Here is a 24,412-nt window from a genome sequence, read left to right on the forward strand (position 1 = left end):
TGATGAATACATCCAATAGTGCTCGATGGATTACCGGTTTCGGCTGGCTAAACATTATTATTGCCGCCACAGCAACGGGCTTGACGCTAGTGGCGCCCATTTGGCTTGGCACGGTGAAACCGGGTGTATTTTTTACCTTGGCTCTGCAACTGGTAGTTTCCGCGGGGCTGGTGTTCGTGGGCCAACAACTTAAAGCCGGAACAGACCTGGGTCACAAGGTCTATCCAGCATCATTGGTAGCCTATGGCCTGTTCCTGCTGATGGCGGCGAGGTGGCTAGCTAGCTAGCTCCTCCTGCGTTGGTTTTGGCGGGCAGCGGAAGGTCTGCTTGACTTCGTCAGCCCACACCGATTCCAACACCACATCAAAGCCCCACAAGCGATGTACATGTTTTAACACTTCATCCGTAGACGGCCCCATTGGCTTTCGATTGTGCTGAAAATGTCTCAGGGTTAAAGCTCGGTCTCCGCGTACATTCACACCAAAGACTTGGATATTAGGCTCTCGATTACCTAGGTTGTAATTACCCGCCAACGCAGAGCGAACCGCTTGGTAACCACGCTCATCGTGAATAGCATCCACAATAATTTCCGATTCCGCGTCGTCATCGACGATAGAAAACAGCTTCATATCTCGCATCAGCTTGGGTGACAAGTACTGCAGAATGAAACTTTCGTCTTTGAAGTTTCGCATCGCAAAATCAAGCGTTTCCTGCCAAGGTTTACCGGCTATATCGGGAAACCAATCCCTATCCTCGGCTGTCGGCGCCTCACATATCCGACGAATATCCGTCATCATATTAAACCCTAAGGTATAGGGATTGATGCCGGAATAATATTTACTGTCAAACGGCGGCTGGTAAACCACGCTGGTATGGGATTGTAAAAATTCCATCATGAAACCGTCCGTCACATAACCTCGATCATACAAAGTATTCAGCAGGGTATAGTGCCAAAACGTGGCCCAGCCTTCGTTCATGACTTGCGTTTGGCGCTGCGGGTAAAAGTACTGGGCAATCTTGCGCACGATGCGGACGATTTCCCGCTGCCAAGGTTCAAGCAATGGCGCGTGCTTCTCTATGAAGTACAAAATATTTTCCTGTGGTTCCTCAGGAAAGCGAAACGGGCTATCGAGCTGCTTAGCTGCATCGGAAACCGGAATAGTGCGCCAGAGGTCATTCACCTGTTGTTGTAAATGCAGTGCCCGCTCCTCCTGCCGAAGTATTTCTTCTTGGGCGGAAATTGGATAAGGCCGCTTGTATCTATCCACACCGTAATTCATCAAAGCATGACAAGAGTCGAGAATTCGCTCCACCTCGTCGATACCATAGCGCGACTCGCAACCAGCGATATAGTTTTTCGCGAACACAAGGTAGTCGATAATGGAATCTGCATCTGTCCATGCACGAAACAGGTAATTACCTTTAAAAAATGAGTTGTGTCCATAACATGCATGCGCAATCACCAACGCCTGCATGGTCATGGTATTTTCTTCCATCAGGTAGGCTATACAAGGGTTGGAGTTAATCACTATCTCGTAAGCCAAGCCCATCTGGCCACGCTTGTAAGAATTTTCCACATTTAAAAATTGCTTGCCATAGGACCAATGGCTATACCCCAAGGGCATGCCCACAGAGGCGTAGGCATCCATCATTTGTTCGGAGCTGATCACTTCAATTTGATTAGGGTAGGTATCCAAACCGTACTCGCGCGCGATAGCTGCGATAGTGCTATCGTATTCCCTAATTAGCTCAAAACTCCATTCGGATGTTGTTGATATCGGTTTATTTGTCATGGCTTTTCTTCTGAAACAGCTCTCTAAATACCGGATAAATATCCGCGCTCGTCTTGATTTGTTGCATCGCGAACGCAGCCGGTTCCTCAGCCGCCACTCGCGCATACTCCTCCCACAATGCTTGATGTTGGCGAGGCGTAATTTCGATGTAGGAAAAGTACTGTGACTTGGGCAGAATTTTACTGAACATCAAATCCCGACACACAGAAGAGTCATCATTCCAGTTGTCGCCATCGCTCGCTTGCGCACCATAGATATTCCACTCCGCGGGGGAGTATCTATCATCGATGACCTCATCCATTAGCTTTAAAGCACTGGAGACAATCGTACCGCCAGTTTCTCGACTGTAAAAAAAATCCTGTTCATCAACCTCTTTCGCGCTAGTGTGATGGCGGATAAACACCACTTCCGTGCGCTCATAGTTGCGCTGTAAAAAAAGATACAAAAGAATAAAGAAGCGTTTGGCAATCTCTTTTGTTTCCTGAGTCATAGATCCAGACACATCCATCAAGCAAAACATAACGGCCTTAGATTTAGGCACCGGGTGTTTCACCAACAAATTATATTTCAGGTCGAAACTGTCAATCCAAGGCAACTTTTTCAAACGCGACTTTAGTGATTTTATTTCTTCGTGCAGGGCGGCTATCTTCTTGTCGTCTCGGAGCAGTTCATCAACCGCCAGCAACTCCGCCAGTTGCGCTTCACAAGCCGCGATGCGGCGCCGTTTCACCCCACCTAGCGCCACCCTGCGCGCATTCGCAGAGCGCAGGGTTCTAACGATATTAATTCGCCCAGGGTTGCCTTCATTCGCCACACCGGCACGATGTAACTTAAACTCCTCAGAACCAGCTAACTGGCGCTTTATTAGATTTGGCAGTTCTAGGTCATCAAACATGAAGTTGAGGAACTCATCCTGAGTGATCTGAAAAACGAAATCATCCATCCCCTCGCCTTGGTCGCTAGCACCTTCACCAGAACCACCCCGCCCCGCCCCGCCTTTCGGTCGAGCGATTCGATCACCCGAGGAAAATTCTTTGTTTCCAGGGTGCACTCTTTCATTAATACCGCCCGAGCCATGATGAAAAACAGGTTCACCAAGATCTTTTGCCGGGATACTGATTTTCTCACCGCGCTCGACGTCGGTAATAGATCGCTTATTCACTGCGTCGGACACAGCTTTTTTTATATGCTCTCTATATCGACGCAGAAAGCGCTGGCGATTCACCGTGCTTTTGTTCTTCGCATTCAAACGACGATCGACGACATAACTCATGCGTTAACCTCACTATGAATGATCTATTGCGATTTACGAACCCGTAAATACCAATCAGACATTAACCGCACTTGCTTTTCGGTATACCCTCGCTCGGTCATGCGTGCAACGAAATCTTGATGCTTTTTCTTGTCGTCAGCAGAGGCTTTTGCATTAAAAGAAATAACTGGCAATAAATCCTCGGTATTTGAGAACATTTTTTTCTCAATCACCGTCCTTAGCTTTTCATAACTGTTCCAAGCTGGATTTTTACCTTGGTTATTCGCTCTGGCGCGCAACACAAAATTAACAACTTCATTACGAAAGTCTTTCGGATTGCTTATACCCGCTGGCTTTTCAATTTTCTCAAGTTCTTCATTTAGCGAAGAGCGATTGAGGATCTCGCCAGTTTCTGGATCTCTATACTCTTGATCCTGAATCCAGAAATCAGCATAAAGAACATAGCGATCAAAGACATTTTGTCCGTATTCGGTATAGGATTCCAAATAGGCTGTCTGAATCTCTTTACCGATAAATTCCACATAGCGCGGCGCCAAATGTTCCTTGATAAAAGCAAGGTATTTATCCCTCAACTCCTGCTGAAACTGTTCTTGCTCTATTCTCTGCTCCAACACATAGAGCAAATGTACAGGGTTTGCAGCCACTTCAGTAGGATCGAAGTTAAACACCTTAGACAAAATTTTGAAGGCAAAACGTGTGGACAGCCCATTCATGCCCTCATCAACACCGGCGCTGTCTTTATACTCTTGCATTGATTTTGCTTTCGGATCGGTATCTTTTAGGTTTTCTCCGTCATAAACACGCATCTTGGAAAACAGATTGGAGTTCTCCGGCTCCTTTAAGCGAGACAACACTGCAAATTTAGCCAACATATGTAAGGTATCTGGAGCACAAGGCGAACCATTGAGCGAACTGTTCTGCAAGAGTTTCTCATAGATTTTAACTTCTTCGGAGACGCGCAAGCAGTAAGGCACTTTTACGATATAAACACGATCGATGAAGGCTTCGTTGTTTTTATTGTTCTTGAAGGTTTGCCATTCTGATTCATTCGAGTGCGCCAATACAATGCCTTCAAACGGAATCGCACCCAGCCCCTCGGTTGAGTTGTAATTACCTTCTTGCGTGGCCGTCAAGAGGGGATGCAGCACCTTTATCGGCGCTTTGAACATTTCCACAAATTCCATCAAGCCTTGGTTGGCTCGACTTAGGCCGCCGGAGAAGCTATAGGCATCCGGATCATTCTGTGGAAACTCCTCCAGTTTTCGAATATCAACTTTGCCCACCAACGAGGAAATATCTTGATTGTTCTCATCCCCCGGTTCGGTTTTAGTAATCGCAATTTGATTCAATATGGACGGAAATAACTTCACCACTTTAAACTGGCTAATATCGCCTTTATATTCCTGCAGTCGCTTCGAGGCCCAAGGCGACATAATGGTTTTTATATAGCGCCGAGGAATACCATAATCCTCTTCCAGAATAGCGGCATCTTCTTCGGGGTTGAATAAACCCAAAGGCGATTCAAAGACGGGTGAATCTTTAATGCAATAGATAGGTTTTTCCTGCATAAGCGCCTTGAGTTTTTCAGCCAAGGAAGATTTACCGCCGCCCACGGGGCCTAACAGGTAGAGAATTTGTTTGCGCTCCTCTAAACCCTGTGCGGCATGTTTAAAGAATGAAACGATTTGCTCTATCGCCTCTTCCATACCGTAAAAGTCATCAAAGACGGGGTAACGCTTAATGATTTTATTAGAAAAAATGCGACTCAGACGCGAGTCTTTAGAGGTATCCACTAACTCGGCATCGCCGATGGCTGCCAACATTCGCTCAGCTGCCGTGGCGTACACGGATGGATCAGATTTGCACAAATCCAAGTATTCCTGGATCGATAACTCTTCCTGTTGTGTTGCTTCGTAACGGTCCTGGTAATGGCTGAAAATACTCATCACATCGCTCCTTTACCTTGAAAGCCAGAAAGCTTTTGGTCACTTAATTTAAATAACAATTACCTTGGTTGTTTTTCAAGTTGCGAGCCTGCGCTGACAACTCAGAAAAGTTAGATTCTGTAGTAAGCATAGTCCCATTCTTAGACCGCAAAGCAGAAGATTTGTTAAATATTTATAAGTGCCCATTTTCCAACAATCAAATGCTAGTGAAACTGATGATTACGCACTCGGTCGACTCACTAGCGCATTGATCATATGATCGGGTTACAATAGCGGATTTCAATAGGTCTAAATCAAAGGATGGAAAGATGACTATTTTAGTCACTGGTGGCGCAGGATTCATTGGCAGTCACACCTTAGTGGAGCTGGTGACAGCTGGCTATCAGCCTGTTGTGGTCGATAATTTGTGTAATAGTCAACGCGAGTCCTTGGCTAGAGTGGAAGCACTTACTAACCAAAAAATTCCGTTCTATAACGTCGATATTCGCGACAAGTCTGGCTTGGAAAAAGTCTTCGAGCAACACGATATTAAACAGGTGATTCACTTCGCCGGCCTAAAGGCTGTGGGCGAGTCATCGCAACAACCCTTGAGCTATTACGATAACAATATCGCGGGCACATTGGTGCTGCTTGACGTCATGCAGTCTAAACAGGTGTTCGACCTAGTGTTTAGCTCCTCGGCGACCGTTTATTCTCCCACAGCCCGGGTGCCGCTTACCGAATCCTCACCGCTCGGCGCCATCAACCCCTACGGGCGCACCAAGTTGATGCTTGAGCAGATACTGACCGATATCGCCGCCAGCGATGCCCGCTGGCGCTTCTGGTTGCTGCGCTATTTCAACCCAATCGGCGCACATGAAAGCGGCACAATCGGCGAAGATCCCAGCGGGATACCGAATAATCTCCTGCCCTACGTAGCCCGTGTTGCCATTGGTAAGCTACCTGAACTACCGGTATTTGGCGACGACTACGATACCCATGACGGCACCGGCGTTAGGGACTACATTCACGTGGTAGATCTCGCCCGGGGTCATATCAAGGCCATGGAAAAAATGGCACCCGGCTGCCAAGCGGTGAATTTGGGTACTGGTCAAGGATATAGTGTCTTGGATGTTGTTAACGCCTATCGCAAGATCAGCGGCGAAGCCATCAAGGTCGCCATAAAGCCACGCCGAACAGGGGATTTAGCAACCTGTTTCGCAGAAACCTCCCAGGCTAAAGCCTGTATTGGCTGGCAGGCAGAATTCGGCTTAGAGCGGATGATTAAAGACAGTTGGCGCTGGACTCAGCAAAACCCTAACGGCTATCAGTGCTAGCCAGAACAGGGCGTGCTAAACAACTGCTGATCGTCCAAACGCATCATGGTGAGGCAACCACCCCAGACACAACCAGTATCGAGGGCAAAGGCGTTGGGGTGGGAGGAGTACCCCTCCAGCGCCGCCCAATGGCCAAAAACAATGCGATCTTCAGCCGTTTTTCGATTTAATAAGGCAAACCAAGGCGCGTAACCGAGGTTAACGGCACTCGGGGCGGCCTTATTATTCAAATCGAGCCTACCCTCGGGGTCGCAGAAGCGCATGCGCGTAAAGTAGTTGGTAATAACTCGCAGTCGCTTCATACCCTTCAAGCCCTTGCGCCAACCCGCAGGCTCGTTGCCATACATGGCTTTTAGGAAGCGTCGATAATCGCCGCTCTGTAAAACCGCCTCCACCTCTCGCGCTCGCTTCTCCGCTTTTTTCAAACTCCACATGGGCGGAATCCCTGCATGCACCATGGCAAAGCCAAGCGACTTATCGCGATGCATAAGCGGCAAAGTGCGCAACCATGCCATCAATTCGGGCAAGTCTGGCGCGCCGAGAAGCTCGGCCAATGTATCGGCCTTCGACGCCGATTTAATGCCTTCCGCAACCGCCAGAAAATGTAAATCGTGATTGCCAAGCACCACACTTGCCGCCGCACCTAACCCTTTAATAAAGCGCAGTACTGCCAGTGATGCAGGGCCTCTGTTGACCAGATCTCCGGCGACCCAGAGCCGGTCTTGCTTGGGATCAAACTGTACTTGCTGCAGAAGCTTTTCGAGTGGCTCAAAACAGCCCTGTATGTCGCCCACTGCGTAGGTGGCCATTAATGCAGCGCGCCGGGTAGGGTAAGGGCGAACAAAGGAATCGCGACATCGAACAGCTCGCCAGCGTCAGTGCTGAACTGATAGCTACCCTCCATGGTACCGTTGGGGGTCTCGAGTACGGCGCCAGAACTGTAGGTGAACTCTGCACCAGGCGACAAGCGCGGCTGTTCACCGATAACGCCCTCACCGCGCACTTCTTCCAGCTTGTTTCTGCCATCCAAGATTTTCCAATGCCGGGTCAGCAATTTGGCCGCTTGCTCACCTTTGTTCTGAATACTAATGGTGTACGCAAACACGTAACGGCCTTGCTTCGGCGAAGATTGGGCGGGAAGGTACAAACTTTTTACTTTGATGTGAATATCTTCGGGCAACATATAATCTAAAACTCTACGCTTGCGACGACTGGCGCAACGCAACCAGGGTATTGGCTAAAAACACGTACTCTGCAACAGAGATGGTTTCTGGCCGCCGGCTCATATCAAAATCTAAGCTATCAATCTGCTCAACATCCATCAGTTGCTTTAAGGTATTGCGCAGGGTTTTACGGCGCTGAGAAAAGGCAGCGGTTACCAACTCTTGTAAAACCTGATGATCTTTCGCCTCAACTTTCGGTTTGGCATAAGGCGTTAATCGCACAATCGCGGAATCCACTTTTGGCGCCGGTGAGAAGCATTGCGGTGGCACATCAAATAAATACTCGACGTCACACCAATACTGCACCATCACCGACAACCTGCCGTAGGTCTTAGAGCCTGGCTCTGCGCCCATTCGCTGCACCACTTCCTTTTGCAGCATGAAATGCATGTCCTGCACTTTACCAACAAAGCTCAGCAAGTGAAAAATCAACGGTGTGGAAATGTTGTAAGGTAAATTACCCACAATACGCAGCGGTTTGCCAGGTGCAGCTAAGGCGGCGAAATCAACTTTCAAGGCGTCCGCGGCGATTACTTCGAACTCGGGGTATCGGTCGAATTTTACTTTTAACCATGGGATTAAATCGCGGTCTAACTCGACAACTTTTAAACTCGGACAACCGGCAATCATCAGCTCGGTAATCGCGCCTTTACCGGGGCCAATCTCCACCACTTGTTCATTGGCATTCGGTGTTACCGCGCGCGCAATACGCGCAATAATACCGTCGTCGATTAAAAAGTTCTGACCAAATCGCTTTCTGGCCTTATGGTGAAAATCTGTCACAAATAATCCTCGGTCACACTTGACCGTTTGCATTTTTAGCCATGTTGGTGGCGTATTGAATAGCTGTTAACAAGCTGCCTGAATCGGCCTTGCCAGTGCCGGCAAGATCGAGTGCCGTACCATGATCGACCGAGGTTCGACGATAGGGAAGACCTAGCGTGATATTCACCGCTTTACCAAAACCTTTGTATTTCAGAACCGGTAAACCTTGGTCGTGATACATTGCCAAAACCGCATCGGCATTGGCTAAATATTTAGGCTGGAACAAGGTATCAGCCGGGAAAGGCCCCTGCAGTTCAATGCCGCGCTGACGCAATGCCTGCAGCGTTGGCTCAATAATCTCGACTTCCTCTCGGCCCATATGGCCACCTTCACCAGCGTGTGGATTTAAACCACACACCAAGATCCTTGGCGCAGATATCCCAAACTGTTGTTTCAAGTCGTGATCTAATATTTCAATCACTTGGGTCAATAAGTTTGCCGTAATAGCCGCAGGCACATCTTTTAGCGGCACGTGCGTCGTTGCCAACGCCACGCGCAACCCCTCCGTCGCCAGCATCATCACGACTGGACATTGAGCTTTAGCGGCAAGGTATTCTGTGTGCCCAGTGAAGGCTATGCCGGCGTCATTGATAATACTTTTCTGCACCGGCCCCGTCACCCATGCATCAACGTGCGCCGCCACACACAGTTCAATCGCTTTATCTAGCGTAGCCAGCACGTAAGCACCGTTGGCTTGATTTAACTGGCCTGCGACGGCTGGTTCGGCCATAGGCACAGGCACAACCAGCAACTCACCCGCCGCTTGAGCGCGGGCAGGTCTGCTCGGATCAAATTCACTGAGCGATAACGAAAGGTTTAATTGCCGCGCGCGCGCGTGCAACAGGGCTGGGTCTGCCGCCAGCACCCATTCGGCCGAGCGCGCGCGCTGAGCAGCTGCCAGAACAATATCTGGGCCTATGCCCGCGGGTTCACCCGGCGTAATAACGAGACGAGGAATCACAAATAGCGCCGATTAAAGTTTAAGCTCCACAAACGCTTCATCGCGAATTTCCTGTAACCACACTTGCAGTTCTTCTTCAAAACGACGGCCGCGGAGTAGATTTGCAGCTTGGTTTTTAATCATAGTATCGCTCATATCTTGCTTGCGACGCTCTAACACCTGCAGAATATGCCAACCAAATTGACTGCGAAAAGGCAAACTAATTTCACCCAAGCCCATTTGCTTCATGGTCTGCTCAAACTCTGGCACAAACTGGCCGGGATTAGACCAACCGAGGTCACCGCCCTGTAAGGCCGAGCCTAAATCTTCTGAGTTTTCTTTGGCTAACACCGCAAAGTCGGCACCCTCAAGTACCTGTTTGCGCAGCGCTTCCAATTTATCGAAGGCATCCACATCGGTTATCAGTTCATTGGTCTTAATTAATATATGACGCGCTTTGGTCTGCTCGACCAAGACTTCACCACCACCGCGCTGCTCATACAATTTAATTAAATGAAAACCTGCACCGCTGCGAAACGGCTGCGTCACCTCGCCAACTTTTAATGGCGCCACTTTGTCGGCAAACAAGCCGGGCAGTTGCGCCACTTTACGCCAGCCCAGATCACCCCCATCGAGGGCATTTTGACCTGAAGAGTTAGCCACGGCTAAGCGCCTAAAGTCAGCCCCGGCCATAGCTTCCTGCTGTAGTTTTTTCGCTTTAGCTTCCAGCTCTGCAATGTCGGCTTCGCTGGAACCGGAGGTCACGGCGATAAGAATATGCCCCAAAAGATAGTCGGGCGAGGTCCAAAACTTACCTTCGGTTGAATTCAAAAAATTTTCAATTTCAGATTCCGTCACCTGAATACGCCGATTAACGCTGCCCTGCTGTACTTGACGCACAAGCATTTCCCGACGCATATCTTCGCGCAATTGGTTTAGGCTAATGCCCTCTAACGCCAATTGCTGAGCAAATTGTTCGGGAGATAGATTATTCGAGGTGCGGATTCGCTCCACCATTTGGTCCAGCTCTTGGCCACTGACTTGGGCACCCGCACGCCGTGCCATTTGTAACTGAATTTGCTCGTTAACGAGATGATCGAGTACTTGCGAGCGCAGTATATCCTCGGGCGGCAATTCCGTATTGCTGGCCTGAAGCTTGGTGCGAATCGAGCGTAGCTTAGATTCAAGCTCGCTCTGCATCACCACGCCCTCGTCGACAATCGCTACCACCTTGTCTAACTTTTCTAACTCTGCAATTGCAGGCAATGCGGTCAAACTAGCGATGAATACCAGTGAACAGGCGAGGCTTTTTCTTATGTACTTCATTACATTACCGTTAAGGTTCATATTGTGGGCGTTGATCAAATCCAATGATGCCTTCTCGAAGCACCTGATCCAATCGCTGACCCAGTGTGCCCAGCCCTTTAAGCTGGAACTCTAAAAATACACCGCGATCCACCTCTAAATTAGAGGGACCCACGGTGGCAATATCGCGACTATCGGTCCAGCGACGCGCCAAAAAGCGCATACGATAACAGCAGCTATCGTATTCTACGCCAGCAAAGGTATCCATTTCACGCCCGAGTGTGTGGTCGTAAAAGCTGCGCGCCAGTAAATTCCAGTCGCCCGTTAGCGGATAAACAATACCAATGTCTGTTTGATCAATCGTTGTGTCATAAAGTTCACCGGTATTTGTGTCTACCGCGCTACCGTTGCGCTGGTAGCGATAGCCCAAGCTCAAAACTCGACCCTGTTCATCACCATAGCGCAGGCTAGTACTCGCCTGCGAGGGCTTGTAGTTGTCTTGGGAGTAAGCCATGTCAAAGCTATAACGCCAATTGGCACCTATCTGAGCGGCAATTTGCCCTGCGATCTCCGAGCGCGGCGAATCTTGGGGCAAACCATCCAGTGTCACCTGTCGATCGGCGAAATAAAAGATCTGCCCCAAACTCAGGCGCAACAGCTCGGCACCGGTTTGGGCCGACTGAAAACGCGAGGTTAAACCCACCGATAGCTGATTGGCGTCGTCGATTCGGTCGCCGCCATTAAAGCGCGAGGCACGAAAGAGTTGATCGTAGCTGAAGGTGGTTTCCGAACTATCGAACTGCACACTTCTACCGGTGTCTGTAATGCCATAGAGATCGCTGTGATCAATTTCTGGGCTATTAAAATAAAACAAGCGAGGCTCAAAGGTTTGCACGTAGTCGCCGCCGAACAGTGCACCTTCGCGCTCGAAAAACAAACCGCTATCTAAGCTCACTTGCGCGCCCGTCAAGCTTGGTGCTGTGTTGGCACCAGCGCTTAAGCGCTCTGGGTCTAGGTCATATTGAAGATGCTTGGCCATCACCGCAGGCGTCAAGAAACCCCAAAGCCACTGGTTATCCCACGCAACACGGTAATCCGCGCGCAAGCGATCGCCGACGATACGCTTATCAGTGGGGGTTGGGTCGGTTTCATCCCAGTAGTCATCGCTGTGGTCAAACACCGTGTATTGGTTCAGCAAGCGCAGAGACCAGCCACCATCAAATTCGTAATTGCCATCGAGATCTACCCGTGGCAGCTGCCGATAGGGCTCGACGCCAGTGGCGCTAATGTTTTGATGGGCCTCAGCTTTCACGCCTAACTGCCAATGCTCAAAGGCGTAGCCGGCACTCGCAGTTTGCAATAAATGGGTGCGCGAACTGGTTTCAATAGAGCCGCTGTCGAACTCGCGTAGATAATCAATATCGCTGACTTCCGCATAGTCTATCTGCGTGCGCCAGGCCTGACCCGCACCGCCGGTTTGCTTAACGCCATACATCCAGCGATCTTCGCCTTGGTATGGCGTGACGTCGCTTTGGTCGATTTCACCGGCATCGGCCTTATCCTGCAAATTTTGATTGTTACCGCCCTTGTCGTCGCCGAGGTAGGCACCCGCAATAGTGGTGCTAAAATAACGCGACAAATGGCGCGCCTCGCCTTCCATACTCAAACCACGATGCTCCAACCAACGCGGTGCAAGGGTTAAATCATAATCTGGTGCCAGGTTAAAATAGATGGGCTGGGCATACTCGAGACCGTTGCGATCACTGTGCGCGAGGGTGGGGAAAAGCAAACCCGTCATGCGTTTATCGCTGGCTGGAAAGCGAAAATACGGAGCATAAAACACCGGCACATCAGATAACTCTAAGCGCATATGCTTGGCCGTGCCCTGGCCGGTGGCATTATCGATATTGATTTCAGCGCCACGCATCAGCCACGTATTATCCTCGGGTGCACACATCGTGAAGCTGCCATCTTCGAGCGTGTAGATATCATCGCCGACACGGGCGCCACTCTGTTGGGTCAGGCTCGCAGCATGGCCGCGCATGTGCGCGTCGTGCAGTACAAATTGGGTATCCTCCATCCGAGTTTCACCCTTGCCTTCATCAACGCTTAGCTTTTCGGCGAACATCACCGCACCCGGTTGACGCAACACAACGTGTCCTTCGATGGTAGCGGTGCGGTTAGCCTGATCAAATACGGCTTTATCCGCGGTTAACAGTCGATAGCCCTGCACCACCTCTACATCGCCGGACAACTCAGCCTTCGACTCTTGCACCCACCGGCTCTCGGACGCCGAGGCCCGAACAGGCGCTGCATCTGGCCTCATGTTGGCTTCGGCGTCGGTGCGCTTTGGCTCAATGTAGGCGCCTTCGCAAGCTTGCTTACAGCGCGTCAATTGCTCGGCCGTTAACGCATCCCGCGGCACCCAGTCCAGCGTCTCTCTGCCGCGGCTATAGGCTTTGGCGCTGGCGCCGAACATGTCGCCCTTGGGGTCAGCCTCATAGGGCAGTTCATCGGCCAGAGCCATTGACGGCAAAGCCACGAGACTCGTTAAGCCAAGCTGCGCGGCGGTGATGGCGAGCCAAAGTACACTTTTTTTGTGGGAGGGCTTAAAGGGCATGCTATCTCTATTAAATACGTCGGGTACAAGCCCTAAAGGCTCTTCACTAGGCCCGAGATTCTACTGCAAACAAGCCCTTCTGTGGAAAGAAAACACCCGCAGGCGCAAAGGTTGTTGTGAGTCAAGACTTTCGCCGCGACGCTTAATCTGGAATCATGGTCGTTTTTTAGCTAAGGGATAGCTTGTGAGCGCACAAACAGAATTGCACCACTGGGTACAAGCCACACTCTCAGAGAAGGGCTGGCTGCCGTCTGGGCCGCTAATTATGACCGCACTCACTGGTGATGCAGGCTTTCGCAGCTACTTTCGCCTAAATACTCAAGCACCGCTCATCGCGGTGGACGCCCCGCCCACCACCGAAAAAAATGAGGTGTTCGCCTACCTCTCCCACTTACTCAGACTGCAAGGTGTGCACGCCCCAGAGGTTTACGCCGCCGATTTCGACAAAGGCTATCTGCTGATCGAAGACTTGGGCGCAGAGACACTGCTGATGCGAATTAACGGCGAAAACGCCAATATTCTCTATGGCGAAGTCATTACCGATCTTCTACGGCTCCAACAAACACCCACCAAATCGCTTGACCTACCCCATTACGACCAAGCCCTGCTGCGCCAAGAGATGCAATTATTTGTCGACTGGTTTGTGCCAAAGTTGCTCGGCTATCAATTATCCGATGCCGATCTAGCCATGCTAAACCAGACTTTTTCGGCACTTGAAAAGCCAGCCTTAGAGCAGCCCCAAGTACTGGTGCATCGCGATTACCACTCGCGTAACTTAATGATTCGCGACGGCCTTGCGCCCGGCATTGTCGATTTTCAAGACGGCGTGATTGGCCCCATTACCTACGACCTCGTTTCGTTACTACGAGATTGCTACGTGCGCTGGCCGGTGGAAAGCGTCGAGCGCTGGGCGCTCGCCTACGGCAACATGGCGGTAGAAGTTGGCTTAATACGGCCGATCACTCAAAAAACATTTTTGCGTTGGTTCGACTTAATGGGATTACAAAGGCATATTAAAGTGCTGGGTATTTTTGCTCGCCTCCATTTGCGCGACGATAAAGATGGCTACCTAAAAGATTTGCCACTGGTAATTCGCTACACGCTCGAAATTGCCGAAGCCTACCCAGAGTTTTTACCCTTTGCCGATTGGTTTCGCACCAACCTAATACCGCTGGCCAAATCGCAAGCTTGGTATCAAGACTATCGCAAAGCCGGCGACAAATAAGACGCTATTATCATGAAAGCCATCATCTTTGCGGCTGGAAAAGGCGAGCGCATGCGCCCGCTCACAGACCAAACGCCCAAGCCTTTACTCACCGTCAACGGCAAAGCGCTGATCGACTTTCATTTAGAAAAGCTCGCCAAGGCTGGCTTCAGCCAGGTGATCATCAACCTCGCTTACAAAGGCGAGATGATTAAACACCACTGCGGCAACGGACACCGCTACGGCCTAGCCATTGAATACTCAGAGGAAGGGCCGGAGCCGTTGGAAACGGGCGGCGCGTTAAACTTGTGCCTGCCATGGTTTCAAAACCAGTGCTTCGCCATGATTTCCGCCGACATCTACTGTAATTTTGACTACGTCAACTTAGCCCAGCGCATAAGAGATCTAGAGAGCATTGATGCACAAGCCAATCTCGCCTTAGTCGCAAACCCAGATCACAACCCAAAGGGCGATTTTTCACTGCAACACGACACCCTGCGCTTAGCTCACCAGCAAACCTATACCTATTCAGGCATAGGTGTTGCCAAGCCCACTTTGATCGACCATTTCCCGCTCAAACGGCAACGTTTTCCACTGCGAGAAGCGTTTTATTATTGGCTAGATAAAAGTAAAGTTCACGGCTATCTATGCAGCGGTTTCTGGTCAGATGTGGGTACCCCCGCGCGCCTAGAAGCGCTGCAATCAAGCCCGACCGGGACGCATTGACCATACCCCAAACAACTGGCAAGCTCGACGCGCAACAGTTTTCTGTGCGAGCAGAAAGGCAGCCAACTGTAAATTAATCAGGACGAAACCTATGAATAAACAATGGAAAATCGAACATTTCCCAACACTAGCCGCACTCATCACTGTCGCGGCATTGTCCGGCTGCGCATCACAACCAAAGGCAACACCAGAGGCTACCGCGACCGTCCCTATGGCCCAACAAGCACAGGCCATGGTTGAGGCTCAAACGCCTACCGCAAAGAAAGGTCTAGTACTAAAACGAAAGATAGCTATTGGCCGCTTCAGCAATGAGACTATGCACGGAAAGAGTTTATTGCGTGACACAAATAACGATACGCTGGGCAAACAAGTTTCGGATATGTTAGCGCAACGGCTGATTGAAAGTGGGCAATTTTTAGTATTAGAAAGATCTGATATCGCTCAGTTAAAAAACGAATCTGAGCTTACCGGGAATCAACTTGACTTGACCGGTGCCGACACGCTAATTATGGGCTCATTAGTAGAGTTTGGTAGAAGCACCGATGGCACCGTCGGCTTCTGGTCGAAGTCCAAAAAGCAAAGTGCTAACGCTAAAATTGCACTGCGCTTAGTAGATCCACAAAACGGATTAGCATATTTTAGTGCAACAGGTGCTGGCGAAGCATCGACAGAAACCGGCGAAGTAGCGTTCACTGGCTCAACAGCGGCCTATGACAGCACTCTCAACGACAAGGCAATAGCCAACGCTATTACCGATGTTGTCAACGATATTATTTCAAACCTAAACGCTCGACCATGGTCGACTCGCATCCTGACAGTAGAAGGCAAGGATATTTACATAAGCGGCGGAAAGCTCCAAGGTTTATCTTCAGGGCTAGAGCTCGCCATTATGAGCGAAGGAAAGAAAGTTAAATCCCCCCAAACGGGCTTTACTGTAATACTGCCAGGAAAAAAACTAGCCACCATAGAAATCATTGACACCTTTGGCACCGATGAAACTAATGAAGGCTCAATAGCTCGCTTACGCAGCGGCTCCATCGAAAATTTCGACCTAAATTCACTCGTGGTGACTGAAAATGTTAAATAAAATACGTTCTCTACTGATTGTTTTTTGCCTACTATCGTTAAGCATTTCAGGTTGCATAACAAGCACGCCCGAGAAAGATTCAAAAACAGTCGAAGAAAGTGCGAGCATTAGCTTTAAAATTTCTGAATCAGCACTACACACTCCGATTGAAATATATATTGATGGCAAGCACATGGGCAGCGCTCAAGAGTTTCAAACCTCCATCGCGCGCTTAAAGGTCATCACTGGCACACACATACTTGAATTGAAATCAAATAAAGAGACTATAAAAAAAGAAAAGTTTTTTGTAAGCAAAGGTAGCAACAAAGAATTTTCGATTGAAGCGATATAGGGCTAAGAATGAAATCTCTATTGGCATTATTACTAATCGCCCTGGTATCGGGGTGCGCAACCAGCAACAACCACTGGGGAAATTACTCCAATGAACTATACACCTATTATAAAGATAGCTCTGACAAAGAGCGGATTGAACTAACGGAGGAGTTAGCAAAAATTTTTGAACGAGCAGAGGCAAAAGGTATAAATCCACCACCCGGTCTATATGCCGAGTACGGCACTCTAATGCTTAGCCAAGGGCAAACAGAACAAGCCATTGCCTACTATTCTAAAGAAATGGATAGCTGGCCCGAAAGCACTGTATTAATGAGCGCTCTCATTAGCACGCTTTCAAAGCAGCAATCTAAAGGAGCCGGCGCAGAAGGAACCGAACAATGAGAATTAAAACAACCGTTATTATCACTCTCATCGGGCTCTTGTTGACTGCCTGCGCGTCGCAAAAAAAAGTTGAATATGATTGGTCGGGTTTTAATGCTGCAAACCCTCGCTCTATTCTCATCTTGCCCGTACTCAATAACACCGTTGATGTCGACGCACCCTTATTTGCTTTGAGCACACTGTCTGTACCACTCGGCAATAAGGGCTATTACGTTTTCCCGGTGAATACAGTGAAAACTGTGCTGGAACAAGAGGGTCTCTACGACGGTGAAACAATAAAGCAACTCGGATCAGAAAGTCTCGCGAACATGTTCGGTGCCGACTCAGTACTGTACGTCGAAATCAACAAGTGGGACGCTCAATATATGTTACTTTCCACAACGGTAACTGTCTCAATTGACTACACACTTGATGACAAATTGGGAAACCAAATTTGGAGTGAGCAAGTAACTACCATGTATACGCCCAACAATAACTCGACGGGCAACCCAATGGCGGACCTGGTCGCTGCGGCGATAACAGCGGGTATTACCAGAGCTGCACCGAACTATATTCCATTGATGCAGCAAGCCAATCATATCGCCTTCAACTCTGGCGCCAAAGCTATTCCCCAAGGGCCCTACGCACCAAAGAAGACAAAGTAAACTTTGAACATGCCAGCATGCGCTGGCATCTATTCACGGCGCATCAATCACCTGCGCATTATCCACTTTCACCCCTTTTGCATGGGCATCCAAAAACCCGCGCACCCGCTTAATGACGCGCTCTTGACTGGGTTCGTAAACGGGCATTTGCAGCGACACGTAATTTTCATGACCGGCGCGCTTAGCGGTAACCAAGCGCGTAGCCACATCGCGCTCATCGGCGATATGTCGATCTTCATACAAATCCAACATCGGCACAGACAGCTTCGCAATAACCGCCAGCAGATCGCCCGCTTCGCCCTGCAATTGATTGCGCGCATCCAATAGCACCAGCGCTCGAAAGCCCTCAAAGCCCATCTGCGCCACTAGCCTTGCCGCGCGCACGGCGCCGGCGCCCTCGACGACCAACACCACATTAAATTGTCCATTGTCGTGTAAATGTCGAATGGCTTGCGCCAAGCGAGTGTCGGTCATCTCGCTTGCCGATTTAGCGGGGATTGCTGGCGTAGGGGCTGCCGGTTCCTGCGGCGTATTGAGTTCATCCACCGAGGCGACTTCACCGCTGGTATCATCAAACACCTCCTCGGTTTCCGGTCTTGGCGCCTCCGCGGTCGCTGCCGTATCCACCGCGGCTGTGGCTGGCTCCGGCGCCTCGCGCACTGGTACCGGCACGGCATCTGGCGGCGGCAGGGTTACCATAAGCGTGGTCCAACCGAACGCTGGCAAAGCCAAGCGCAACTGCTGTAGTCGCTGAGGGCGAATGGCGTGTAGATCCTGATCTTGAACAAACAGCACTGCGCCCACTGGCTCGGCACTAATGGCGCGGTTATACAGCGCTAATACTTGGCTTTCACCTTCCGGCCACCAAAGTACTTGGTCGCTTGGGGTCGCTTGCGCCACGAGACTCATATCCCGGAGCGCGCGGCTGGAATAGATAGGCGCTTCAGGTACCACCTCTGCTTCAGCTGCCTCCGCCGCCGCGGACTCGGCGTCCGGCGCTGGCGCCTCTGCCGCTTCTTGCGCTGTGCTATCCCCCTGCGCGAACGCCCCTTGTACAAAGGCCCCGCAAGCGAACAAACAAAGATACATCGTCACCGCTAAAACTCTGTATCGCACCGGCATCTCCCAATAATTAATTACAGCAAGTTTAGCCGCTACTGAAGTTGCCGTTGCCACTTGGGCTTGCACCGGCAGTTGCGTACAATGGCGCCACATTTCTCGCACTGGATTGATCATGACCGACTATCTCATAGCCCCGTCCATTTTATCGGCCGACTTAGCCCGTTTGGGAGACGATGTTGAGAAGGTGCTAGCCGCAGGCTCGGATATCGTGCATTTCGACGTCATGGATAACCATTACGTGCCCAATCTCACCTTTGGCCCCATGGTGTGCAAGGCGCTGCGCAAATACGGCATTACGGCCCCCATCGATGTGCACCTAATGGTTGAACCCGTGGACGATTTGATCGTGCAATTCGCCGATGCCGGCGCCACCTATATCACCTTTCACCCAGAAGCCTCCAAGCATGTGGATCGGTCGCTGCAGCTCATTATCGACAAAGGCTGTAAAGCCGGTCTGGTGCTAAATCCAGCCACCCCGGTCGACATTGTCAAGCCGGTGCTACACAAGCTCGATATGTTGCTGCTGATGTCGGTTAACCCGGGCTTCGGCGGCCAGAAATTCATTCCACAAACCTTGGATAAATTGCGCGAAGCGCGCGCCTTACTCGACGCACAAAGCGCGAAAAGCGGGCAAAAAATTCGCTTAGAAATTGACGGTGGCGTAACGCCAAGCAATATCGCCGACATTGCCCGCGCCGGCGCCGATACCTTCGTTGCAGGCTCTGCCATTTTTGGCGCGCCGACCTATGCCGGCGCTATCGACGCCATGCGCGCAGAACTTGCCAAGGTTAGCTAACCGATATTCTCTAGCCACGGAAAAACCAACATTGCATGCAAACCTTAACGCGACTCTGCCAAGGCCAGCTCCCCAAACTGGTGCTGTTTGATCTAGACGGCACCTTGATTGACTCAGTGCCCGATATTGCCACCGCTACCGATACCATGCTGACCTCCCTCGGGGCAGCGGCCGCCGGCGAAGCCAAGGTCCGCAGCTGGGTTGGCAGCGGTGCCGCCACCTTGGTTGCGCGTGCGTTGAAAGATGCGGATATAGCGGCCAGTCAACAGGATCTGGCCATGACCCTTTGGCGCGCCGCCTACACCCTCTGCTGTACCCGTCAAACCCGCCTTTACCCGGGCGCCAAGGAATTACTGAGCGCGCTCAATCATGCCAAGATTGACATGGCACTAGTGACCAATAAACCGGTGCAATTTGCCCAACCGATTTTGCAACATTTAGGCATCGCCAGTTATTTTCGCTTGGTCTTGGGTGGCGAGTGCGTGGCCGAGAAAAAGCCGGCGCCCGATATGCTACTCGAAGCCATGGCAGAGGCCGGTTGCGACAAGTCACTCTGCGTGATGGTAGGCGACTCGAGTGCCGATATTAATGCCGCAAAACATGCCGGCATCGCCGTGGTCGCCGTGAACTTTGGCTATGACAACGGCGCCCCCGTGGCCAGCTTGAACCCGACACTGGTGATCGATTCGCTCAGCGCCCTATTGCAGTGAATCTGTCGAGCGATTTTCTGCAATCATTTTTCTTCAGTGTTTTTAACGCAGTGGGTTTAACGCAGCGGCCTTCATGCAATAACCGTGTTGCACTATATTGCACTGAGTCATTGCACTAAGTCGCCGCGCTTTCCACTAGCTAATGGTGCAATAGCACCGTTGAACCGACAATGGCTATTGTTCCAGCTCATCACCGGAGGTGGCCGGTGCGCGAATCACGTCATCCCACAGGTTCCAGCGATGCGTGTCCGCCTCTATTTGCTTACCGCGAATCCAGTAATCGGTTAATTTCGCCAGCGTGCCATCGGCGCGGCGCACCTGAAACCACTGCGACATATACAAAACGAACTCCAAGTCATTGCTGCTCAAGGGCATGGCCATGGGCACCGCCGGCAGTGCCGGTTGTGGCACCACCACCGCAAACTCGGGATAGAGTAAAGTCCAAGCCGACGCACCCGCGGCACCAAAAATCACCGCGTCCAAATCCACTTTGTCACCGCGTAGAAATTCGCGCGGCGAGCTGATTTCTGCCACCCGCCAATTGGGCAAGGCTTGATGCAACGAACTGGTTAGGTAGTAAGTGTTCGGCACACCGAGTTTCAAGCGCGTACTGCTGCCGATTTCCTGCCACTCGCGCAACTCGGTGCGGCGAGATTTTCGCACCAACAATGCTAAATTCTCCTGATAGTGCGGCGCCGCCAAGGTAAAGTTCGCGATAGCACTCGGCGTCATTGCGACACCGGCAGTCATGTCCAAATAGCGGGCATCTAACAAGCGCTTGGCATCTTTTCGATAAACCCGCACAAACTCTACTGCCACACCCAAATCGCGCGCCAATTGATGCCATATTTCCACATCCAAGCCGACCAAATAACCTTGCTGATTGTGGAAGGCGTAAGGCAACCAGTCGCGGAAATAACCCACGCGCAAGAGCTTGCGCGCTTGCACCCGGGTCAGGGTATTACCCGCAGGCTCTTGCGGTAACACCTCGGGCACCTGCAAAGTATTTTTGCTTGGCGCCTTGGGTAATAGCAGATCGCGACTAATGAATTCAGAATAAGCGGTGTAGTCATGCCCAACCATTTTGTAAAGGCTGCGCAAGGTTAACGACATTACAACCATTAGTAGCAAGGTCGCAATAATAAAGCGCAACAGGGCTTTAACACTCCAGCGCCACTTATGATCGGCACCACTGGCCACCAATATCGCCAGCACCACCACGAACATCACCGAGGTCATGGCACCTAAGCGGTTGGAAATAATGTTTTCCGACACCAAAAACAGCTCAAACAATTCGGCGGGAATTTTGTAGCTATGCAACAAGCTCGGTACGGCATTGAAGCTGGAGCCAAACAGATTAACTAAACCACTTAGTAGGAGCTGCGGATAATCCACAATGGCGACTGATTCACCACTAAACCAACCGGCAAACAAAACAAACAAAAGAGCCATTAATTTCCCAGCAACGGGCAGCGAAAAAGCCGCCGGCACAACCACTTCAACCAAGTTAGCTTGGGGCGAGGCATGCTCGTAGGAGCGCAAAAATAATTTCCGGGTATTCTCCGCGATGATTGGCAACACGATAAATAAATTGCCCGTGGCAAAGGCGGTAATCAAGGCATCCTTGCTGATATTTAACACCTCGCTATAGCGCCACTTGGTCAAGGTTTTTACCAGCATGGGAAACAGCCAGAAGGTCAACACTAAACACAACAGGGTCAAGGTCACTAAATACACGTACAGACCTTTTAAATCCTCTAGCTCCAAGGTACCGGCGGCACTGGCAGCAATAGCAAACACACCAACCGGCGCCGTTTTCATCACCAGCGCCGCCATTTCACCGATGGCCGACTGCAGTGAGTCAACCAGCTTTAAAAACTCATTACTTTGGCCGAGCCTGAGTACCGCCACCCCCAAAAATAGCGAGAACACCACCACTGCAGGTACAGCCCCAGCGCCCAGCGCAGAAAAGATATTGGCGGGCAGAAAATTAGCTAAAAAATCAAAGCGCTGCGCCGGCTCTAACATCGACGGACTAAAATAAGAGGCCGACTGCCAATCGGGAAAAGACAGGGTTGCCAGCGCTATCAACACCAAAGTAAAGCCCCACAGAATGGCCAACACTAAGGCTCCATATTTAGCCAGCGCCTTGGCCTGAGCCCTATTCAAAGCACCAACTGCGGCCACCAGCGATACCATGATATAGGGCAGCACGGTCATCTGCAGCAAGCCTAAAAAGATATCGCCGACAATATTGAGCGCGGTCATACGCTCGCCGAAGCCTACGCCCGCGACTAAGCCCAACAACAAACCTAGAATAATTTTGCTGGATAAGGACATCAAATAAGGTTCCTGAGATAGATGTAATACAACCCTAGCTGGATCGGCTAGCTAAGCTCGGCATTATCGGCCAAACCACCCAGCGTTGGTACTCACCGGTCAGAAAGATGCTAACGCAACAACAAAAAATACGGCTGATTGACCTAGATCCATGGGTCAAGGTAGGCAAGACTGGCTCTTTTCAGTACACTAGCGCACCTCTAGGACTGACCCGTTTGGAGCACAGAGTGCAATTGGAAACCTTCATGGCCCCAATTCTGCAGCAAGCCGCCTGCTTGCGATGGCGTAGCTGATTTAACACCAGTTAGCCCATGGCTCTGCCATGCCTGTCGCCAAATAAAACCAAGGGTTTCCCATGACACCGGATCAGTTTGACCAACTTTGCCTGCAAGGCTTCAACCGCATTCCCTTAACGCGTGAGTTGCTAGCCGACTTAGACACCCCCCTGTCGTCCTATTTAAAATTCGCCAAAGGCCCCTATTCCTATTTACTAGAATCGGTACAGGGCGGTGAAAAATGGGGCCGCTACTCGATTATTGGCCTACCGGCGCGGCAAGTGCTGCGCGTAACCGGCGATCACATCGCCATTGAAATTGATGGCGACATCGTAGAGCAACACCAATCGGCCGATCCGCTTAACTTCGTGGATGAATACAAAGCTCGCTTCAAAGCGCCAGAGCTAGACGGCCTACCGCGCTTCAACGGTGGCCTTGTAGGCTATTTCGGCTACGACTGTGTGCGCTATGTGGAGCCAAAACTAAAAGCCAGCCAGCCAAAGGATGTGATCGGCACACCGGATATCTTATTGATGGTGTCGGACGAGTTGCTGGTATTCGACAACCTTGCCGGCAAGCTCATTTTAATTGTCCATGCCGACGGCGCCGAGCCCCAGGCCTACCAAAAGGCGCAAGCGCGATTAGACCAGCTAGAAGCGCGACTGGCCGAGCCGGCGCCGAAAACGGCTGCCATGCGCTTACAGGGTGAAGCGGCGCGGGAAGCCGATTTCACCTCGAGTTTTGGCGAACAGAACTTCAACCAAGCCGTCGCTAAAATCAAAGATTATGTATTGGCCGGCGATACCATGCAGGTGGTGGTGTCGCAGCGCTTATCCATTCCCTTTAGCGCCGAGCCCCTAAACCTTTACCGCGCCTTGCGCTGCCTAAACCCATCGCCCTACATGTACTTTTTAGATTTGGGCGATCATCAAGTGGTTGGCTCAAGTCCAGAAATTTTGGCCCGCTTCGAGGATGGCGAAGTCACTGTGCGCCCCATCGCCGGCACCCGCCGCCGCGGCCATACGGAAGCTGAAGATCTCGCGCTCGAACAAGACTTGGTCAACGACCCGAAAGAAATTGCCGAGCATTTAATGCTCATCGATTTAGGCCGCAACGATGTTGGTCGCGTCGCCAACACCGGCACCGTCAAGCTGACCGACAAAATGGTGGTCGAACGCTACAGCCATGTCATGCACATCACCTCTAACGTCACCGGCCAGGTAAAAACCGGATTAACGGCGATGGATGTCTTGCGTGCAGCCTTACCGGCCGGCACCTTATCAGGCGCGCCAAAAATCCGCGCTATGGAAATTATCGACGAACTCGAAAGCGAAAAGCGCGGTATTTACGGTGGCGCCATCGGCTACTTGGCGTGGAACGGTGCCATGGATACCGCCATTGCCATTCGCACCGCCGTGATTAAAAACGGCACGCTCTATATTCAAGCCGGTGCCGGCGTAGTGGCGGATTCAGTGCCGGCGCTGGAGTGGAAAGAAACAATGAACAAAGCACGCGCCATGTTCCGCGCCGTCGACATGGTTCTATAAGGGGGT

The 24,412-nt window shown here is 50.9% G+C and carries 22 protein-coding genes; 11 read left to right on the forward strand and 11 right to left on the reverse strand.

Translation table 11 applies throughout. The features are described from left to right. Positions 1 to 2 precede the first annotated feature (2 nt). The gene (locus ACGHTT_RS15630; protein WP_390591843.1) at positions 3 to 287 is read left to right on the forward strand and encodes a hypothetical protein; all 285 of its coding nucleotides are present in this window, start codon (positions 3 to 5) and stop codon (positions 285 to 287) included. Here the strand turns inward: ACGHTT_RS15630 and ACGHTT_RS15635 are convergent. The 3 genes from ACGHTT_RS15635 to ACGHTT_RS15645 are packed head-to-tail and all read right to left on the reverse strand — an operon-like array spanning position 276 to position 5,012. Further along, positions 276 to 1,793, reverse strand: coding sequence for a SpoVR family protein (locus ACGHTT_RS15635; protein ID WP_390591844.1), 1,518 nt, complete (start codon positions 1,791 to 1,793; stop codon positions 276 to 278). The two genes, ACGHTT_RS15630 and ACGHTT_RS15635, sit on opposite strands and share 12 nt — an antisense overlap. Then, on the reverse strand, positions 1,783 to 3,066 hold the full coding sequence (locus ACGHTT_RS15640; protein ID WP_390591845.1) for a YeaH/YhbH family protein: 1,284 nt from the start codon (positions 3,064 to 3,066) through the stop codon (positions 1,783 to 1,785). The genes ACGHTT_RS15635 and ACGHTT_RS15640 overlap by 11 nt, the downstream gene beginning before the upstream one ends. Positions 3,067 to 3,089: 23 nt before the next feature. Next, a complete protein-coding gene (locus ACGHTT_RS15645) occupies positions 3,090 to 5,012 on the reverse strand; it encodes a PrkA family serine protein kinase (RefSeq protein WP_390591847.1) in 1,923 nt (640 codons plus the stop codon). 308 nt (positions 5,013 to 5,320) lie between these two features. Between ACGHTT_RS15645 and galE the strand changes: the two genes are divergently transcribed. After that, positions 5,321 to 6,328: a UDP-glucose 4-epimerase GalE gene (gene galE, locus ACGHTT_RS15650; RefSeq protein WP_390591849.1), complete on the forward strand. Its 1,008-nt coding sequence runs from the start codon at positions 5,321 to 5,323 to the stop codon at positions 6,326 to 6,328. On the opposite strand, the gene ACGHTT_RS15655 is transcribed toward galE, so the two are convergent. From ACGHTT_RS15655 to ACGHTT_RS15680, 6 genes are read right to left on the reverse strand one after another with little or no spacing between them, the layout of a single operon-like run. Beyond that, positions 6,325 to 7,137 (reverse strand): symmetrical bis(5'-nucleosyl)-tetraphosphatase, encoded by an 813-nt coding sequence (locus ACGHTT_RS15655; RefSeq protein WP_390591850.1) that lies wholly within the window; start codon positions 7,135 to 7,137, stop codon positions 6,325 to 6,327. The two genes, galE and ACGHTT_RS15655, sit on opposite strands and share 4 nt — an antisense overlap. After that, on the reverse strand, positions 7,137 to 7,511 hold the full coding sequence (gene apaG, locus ACGHTT_RS15660; protein WP_390591851.1) for a Co2+/Mg2+ efflux protein ApaG: 375 nt from the start codon (positions 7,509 to 7,511) through the stop codon (positions 7,137 to 7,139). Before apaG ends, ACGHTT_RS15655 begins: the two co-directional genes overlap by 1 nt. Positions 7,512 to 7,524: 13 nt before the next feature. After that, positions 7,525 to 8,334, reverse strand: a complete 810-nt coding sequence (gene rsmA / locus ACGHTT_RS15665) for a 16S rRNA (adenine(1518)-N(6)/adenine(1519)-N(6))-dimethyltransferase RsmA (RefSeq protein ID WP_390591853.1) — start codon at positions 8,332 to 8,334, stop codon at positions 7,525 to 7,527. 13 nt (positions 8,335 to 8,347) lie between these two features. Beyond that, entirely contained in the window at positions 8,348 to 9,337 is a 990-nt protein-coding gene (pdxA, locus tag ACGHTT_RS15670) for a 4-hydroxythreonine-4-phosphate dehydrogenase PdxA (RefSeq protein WP_390591854.1), read from the reverse strand. Between the two features lie 12 nt (positions 9,338 to 9,349). Continuing rightward, positions 9,350 to 10,642 carry a peptidylprolyl isomerase gene (locus ACGHTT_RS15675; RefSeq protein WP_390591855.1) on the reverse strand — a complete coding sequence of 431 codons (1,293 nt, stop codon included), beginning with the start codon at positions 10,640 to 10,642 and terminating at the stop codon, positions 9,350 to 9,352. 10 nt (positions 10,643 to 10,652) lie between these two features. Continuing rightward, a complete protein-coding gene (locus ACGHTT_RS15680; protein WP_390591857.1) occupies positions 10,653 to 13,241 on the reverse strand; it encodes an LPS-assembly protein LptD in 2,589 nt (862 codons plus the stop codon). Between the two features lie 184 nt (positions 13,242 to 13,425). On the opposite strand from ACGHTT_RS15680, the gene ACGHTT_RS15685 reads away from it, so the two are divergent. The 6 genes from ACGHTT_RS15685 (at position 13,426) to ACGHTT_RS15710 (ending at position 17,616) form a co-directional block, all read left to right on the forward strand. Continuing rightward, positions 13,426 to 14,466 carry an aminoglycoside phosphotransferase family protein gene (locus ACGHTT_RS15685; RefSeq protein WP_390591859.1) on the forward strand — a complete coding sequence of 347 codons (1,041 nt, stop codon included), beginning with the start codon at positions 13,426 to 13,428 and terminating at the stop codon, positions 14,464 to 14,466. Between the two features lie 12 nt (positions 14,467 to 14,478). Next, positions 14,479 to 15,171 carry an NDP-sugar synthase gene (locus ACGHTT_RS15690; RefSeq protein ID WP_390591860.1) on the forward strand — a complete coding sequence of 231 codons (693 nt, stop codon included), beginning with the start codon at positions 14,479 to 14,481 and terminating at the stop codon, positions 15,169 to 15,171. A 211-nt stretch (positions 15,172 to 15,382) separates the two neighbouring features. Next, positions 15,383 to 16,258: a CsgG/HfaB family protein gene (locus tag ACGHTT_RS15695; protein WP_390591861.1), complete on the forward strand. Its 876-nt coding sequence runs from the start codon at positions 15,383 to 15,385 to the stop codon at positions 16,256 to 16,258. Further along, positions 16,248 to 16,589 (forward strand): hypothetical protein, encoded by a 342-nt coding sequence (locus tag ACGHTT_RS15700; RefSeq protein ID WP_390591862.1) that lies wholly within the window; start codon positions 16,248 to 16,250, stop codon positions 16,587 to 16,589. The genes ACGHTT_RS15695 and ACGHTT_RS15700 overlap by 11 nt, the downstream gene beginning before the upstream one ends. An 8-nt stretch (positions 16,590 to 16,597) precedes the next feature. Beyond that, positions 16,598 to 16,972, forward strand: coding sequence for a DUF4810 domain-containing protein (locus ACGHTT_RS15705; protein WP_390591863.1), 375 nt, complete (start codon positions 16,598 to 16,600; stop codon positions 16,970 to 16,972). Continuing rightward, positions 16,969 to 17,616: a DUF799 domain-containing protein gene (locus tag ACGHTT_RS15710; protein ID WP_390591864.1), complete on the forward strand. Its 648-nt coding sequence runs from the start codon at positions 16,969 to 16,971 to the stop codon at positions 17,614 to 17,616. Before ACGHTT_RS15705 ends, ACGHTT_RS15710 begins: the two co-directional genes overlap by 4 nt. A 33-nt stretch (positions 17,617 to 17,649) precedes the next feature. Here ACGHTT_RS15710 and ACGHTT_RS15715 read toward each other — a convergent pair whose 3' ends face one another. Further along, on the reverse strand, positions 17,650 to 18,852 hold the full coding sequence (locus ACGHTT_RS15715) for a DUF3530 family protein (protein WP_390591865.1): 1,203 nt from the start codon (positions 18,850 to 18,852) through the stop codon (positions 17,650 to 17,652). On the opposite strand from ACGHTT_RS15715, the gene rpe reads away from it, so the two are divergent. Both rpe and ACGHTT_RS15725 read left to right on the forward strand, forming a co-directional pair. Next, positions 18,851 to 19,534: a ribulose-phosphate 3-epimerase gene (rpe, locus tag ACGHTT_RS15720; protein WP_390591867.1), complete on the forward strand. Its 684-nt coding sequence runs from the start codon at positions 18,851 to 18,853 to the stop codon at positions 19,532 to 19,534. The two genes, ACGHTT_RS15715 and rpe, sit on opposite strands and share 2 nt — an antisense overlap. 35 nt (positions 19,535 to 19,569) lie before the next feature. After that, positions 19,570 to 20,244, forward strand: a complete 675-nt coding sequence (locus ACGHTT_RS15725) for a phosphoglycolate phosphatase (RefSeq protein WP_390591869.1) — start codon at positions 19,570 to 19,572, stop codon at positions 20,242 to 20,244. Positions 20,245 to 20,418: 174 nt separating this feature from the next. Here the strand turns inward: ACGHTT_RS15725 and ACGHTT_RS15730 are convergent, their stop codons facing one another. Next, complete coding sequence (locus ACGHTT_RS15730; protein ID WP_390591871.1) at positions 20,419 to 22,584, reverse strand: cation:dicarboxylate symporter family transporter; 2,166 nt, start codon at positions 22,582 to 22,584, stop codon at positions 20,419 to 20,421. 355 nt (positions 22,585 to 22,939) lie between these two features. On the opposite strand from ACGHTT_RS15730, the gene trpE reads away from it, so the two are divergent. Beyond that, positions 22,940 to 24,406 (forward strand): anthranilate synthase component I, encoded by a 1,467-nt coding sequence (gene trpE, locus ACGHTT_RS15735; RefSeq protein WP_390591872.1) that lies wholly within the window; start codon positions 22,940 to 22,942, stop codon positions 24,404 to 24,406. Positions 24,407 to 24,412 lie beyond the last annotated feature (6 nt).

Origin of the sequence: Simiduia litorea (genome assembly GCF_042853465.1) — a bacterium.
GTDB lineage: Bacteria > Pseudomonadota > Gammaproteobacteria > Pseudomonadales > Cellvibrionaceae > Simiduia > Simiduia litorea.

Excerpts from the sequence above, each read along its gene's own strand:
- trpE (WP_390591872.1), top strand. The coding sequence starts at position 22,940 with ATGACACCGGATCAGTTTGACCAACTTTGCCTGCAAGGCTTCAACCGC.
- ACGHTT_RS15710 (WP_390591864.1), top strand. The coding sequence starts at position 16,969 with ATGAGAATTAAAACAACCGTTATTATCACTCTCATCGGGCTCTTGTTG.
- ACGHTT_RS15725 (WP_390591869.1), top strand. The coding sequence starts at position 19,570 with ATGCAAACCTTAACGCGACTCTGCCAAGGCCAGCTCCCCAAACTGGTG.
- ACGHTT_RS15695 (WP_390591861.1), top strand. The coding sequence starts at position 15,383 with ATGGCCCAACAAGCACAGGCCATGGTTGAGGCTCAAACGCCTACCGCA.
- ACGHTT_RS15715 (WP_390591865.1), bottom strand. The coding sequence starts at position 18,852 with ATGATCAATCCAGTGCGAGAAATGTGGCGCCATTGTACGCAACTGCCG.
- ACGHTT_RS15640 (WP_390591845.1), bottom strand. The coding sequence starts at position 3,066 with ATGAGTTATGTCGTCGATCGTCGTTTGAATGCGAAGAACAAAAGCACG.
- ACGHTT_RS15690 (WP_390591860.1), top strand. The coding sequence starts at position 14,479 with ATGAAAGCCATCATCTTTGCGGCTGGAAAAGGCGAGCGCATGCGCCCG.
- apaG (WP_390591851.1), bottom strand. The coding sequence starts at position 7,511 with ATGTTGCCCGAAGATATTCACATCAAAGTAAAAAGTTTGTACCTTCCC.
- ACGHTT_RS15630 (WP_390591843.1), top strand. The coding sequence starts at position 3 with ATGAATACATCCAATAGTGCTCGATGGATTACCGGTTTCGGCTGGCTA.
- ACGHTT_RS15635 (WP_390591844.1), bottom strand. The coding sequence starts at position 1,793 with ATGACAAATAAACCGATATCAACAACATCCGAATGGAGTTTTGAGCTA.
- ACGHTT_RS15645 (WP_390591847.1), bottom strand. The coding sequence starts at position 5,012 with ATGAGTATTTTCAGCCATTACCAGGACCGTTACGAAGCAACACAACAG.
- rpe (WP_390591867.1), top strand. The coding sequence starts at position 18,851 with ATGACCGACTATCTCATAGCCCCGTCCATTTTATCGGCCGACTTAGCC.
- ACGHTT_RS15705 (WP_390591863.1), top strand. The coding sequence starts at position 16,598 with ATGAAATCTCTATTGGCATTATTACTAATCGCCCTGGTATCGGGGTGC.
- galE (WP_390591849.1), top strand. The coding sequence starts at position 5,321 with ATGACTATTTTAGTCACTGGTGGCGCAGGATTCATTGGCAGTCACACC.
- ACGHTT_RS15700 (WP_390591862.1), top strand. The coding sequence starts at position 16,248 with ATGTTAAATAAAATACGTTCTCTACTGATTGTTTTTTGCCTACTATCG.
- ACGHTT_RS15730 (WP_390591871.1), bottom strand. The coding sequence starts at position 22,584 with ATGTCCTTATCCAGCAAAATTATTCTAGGTTTGTTGTTGGGCTTAGTC.
- ACGHTT_RS15680 (WP_390591857.1), bottom strand. The coding sequence starts at position 13,241 with ATGCCCTTTAAGCCCTCCCACAAAAAAAGTGTACTTTGGCTCGCCATC.
- ACGHTT_RS15675 (WP_390591855.1), bottom strand. The coding sequence starts at position 10,642 with ATGAAGTACATAAGAAAAAGCCTCGCCTGTTCACTGGTATTCATCGCT.
- ACGHTT_RS15655 (WP_390591850.1), bottom strand. The coding sequence starts at position 7,137 with ATGGCCACCTACGCAGTGGGCGACATACAGGGCTGTTTTGAGCCACTC.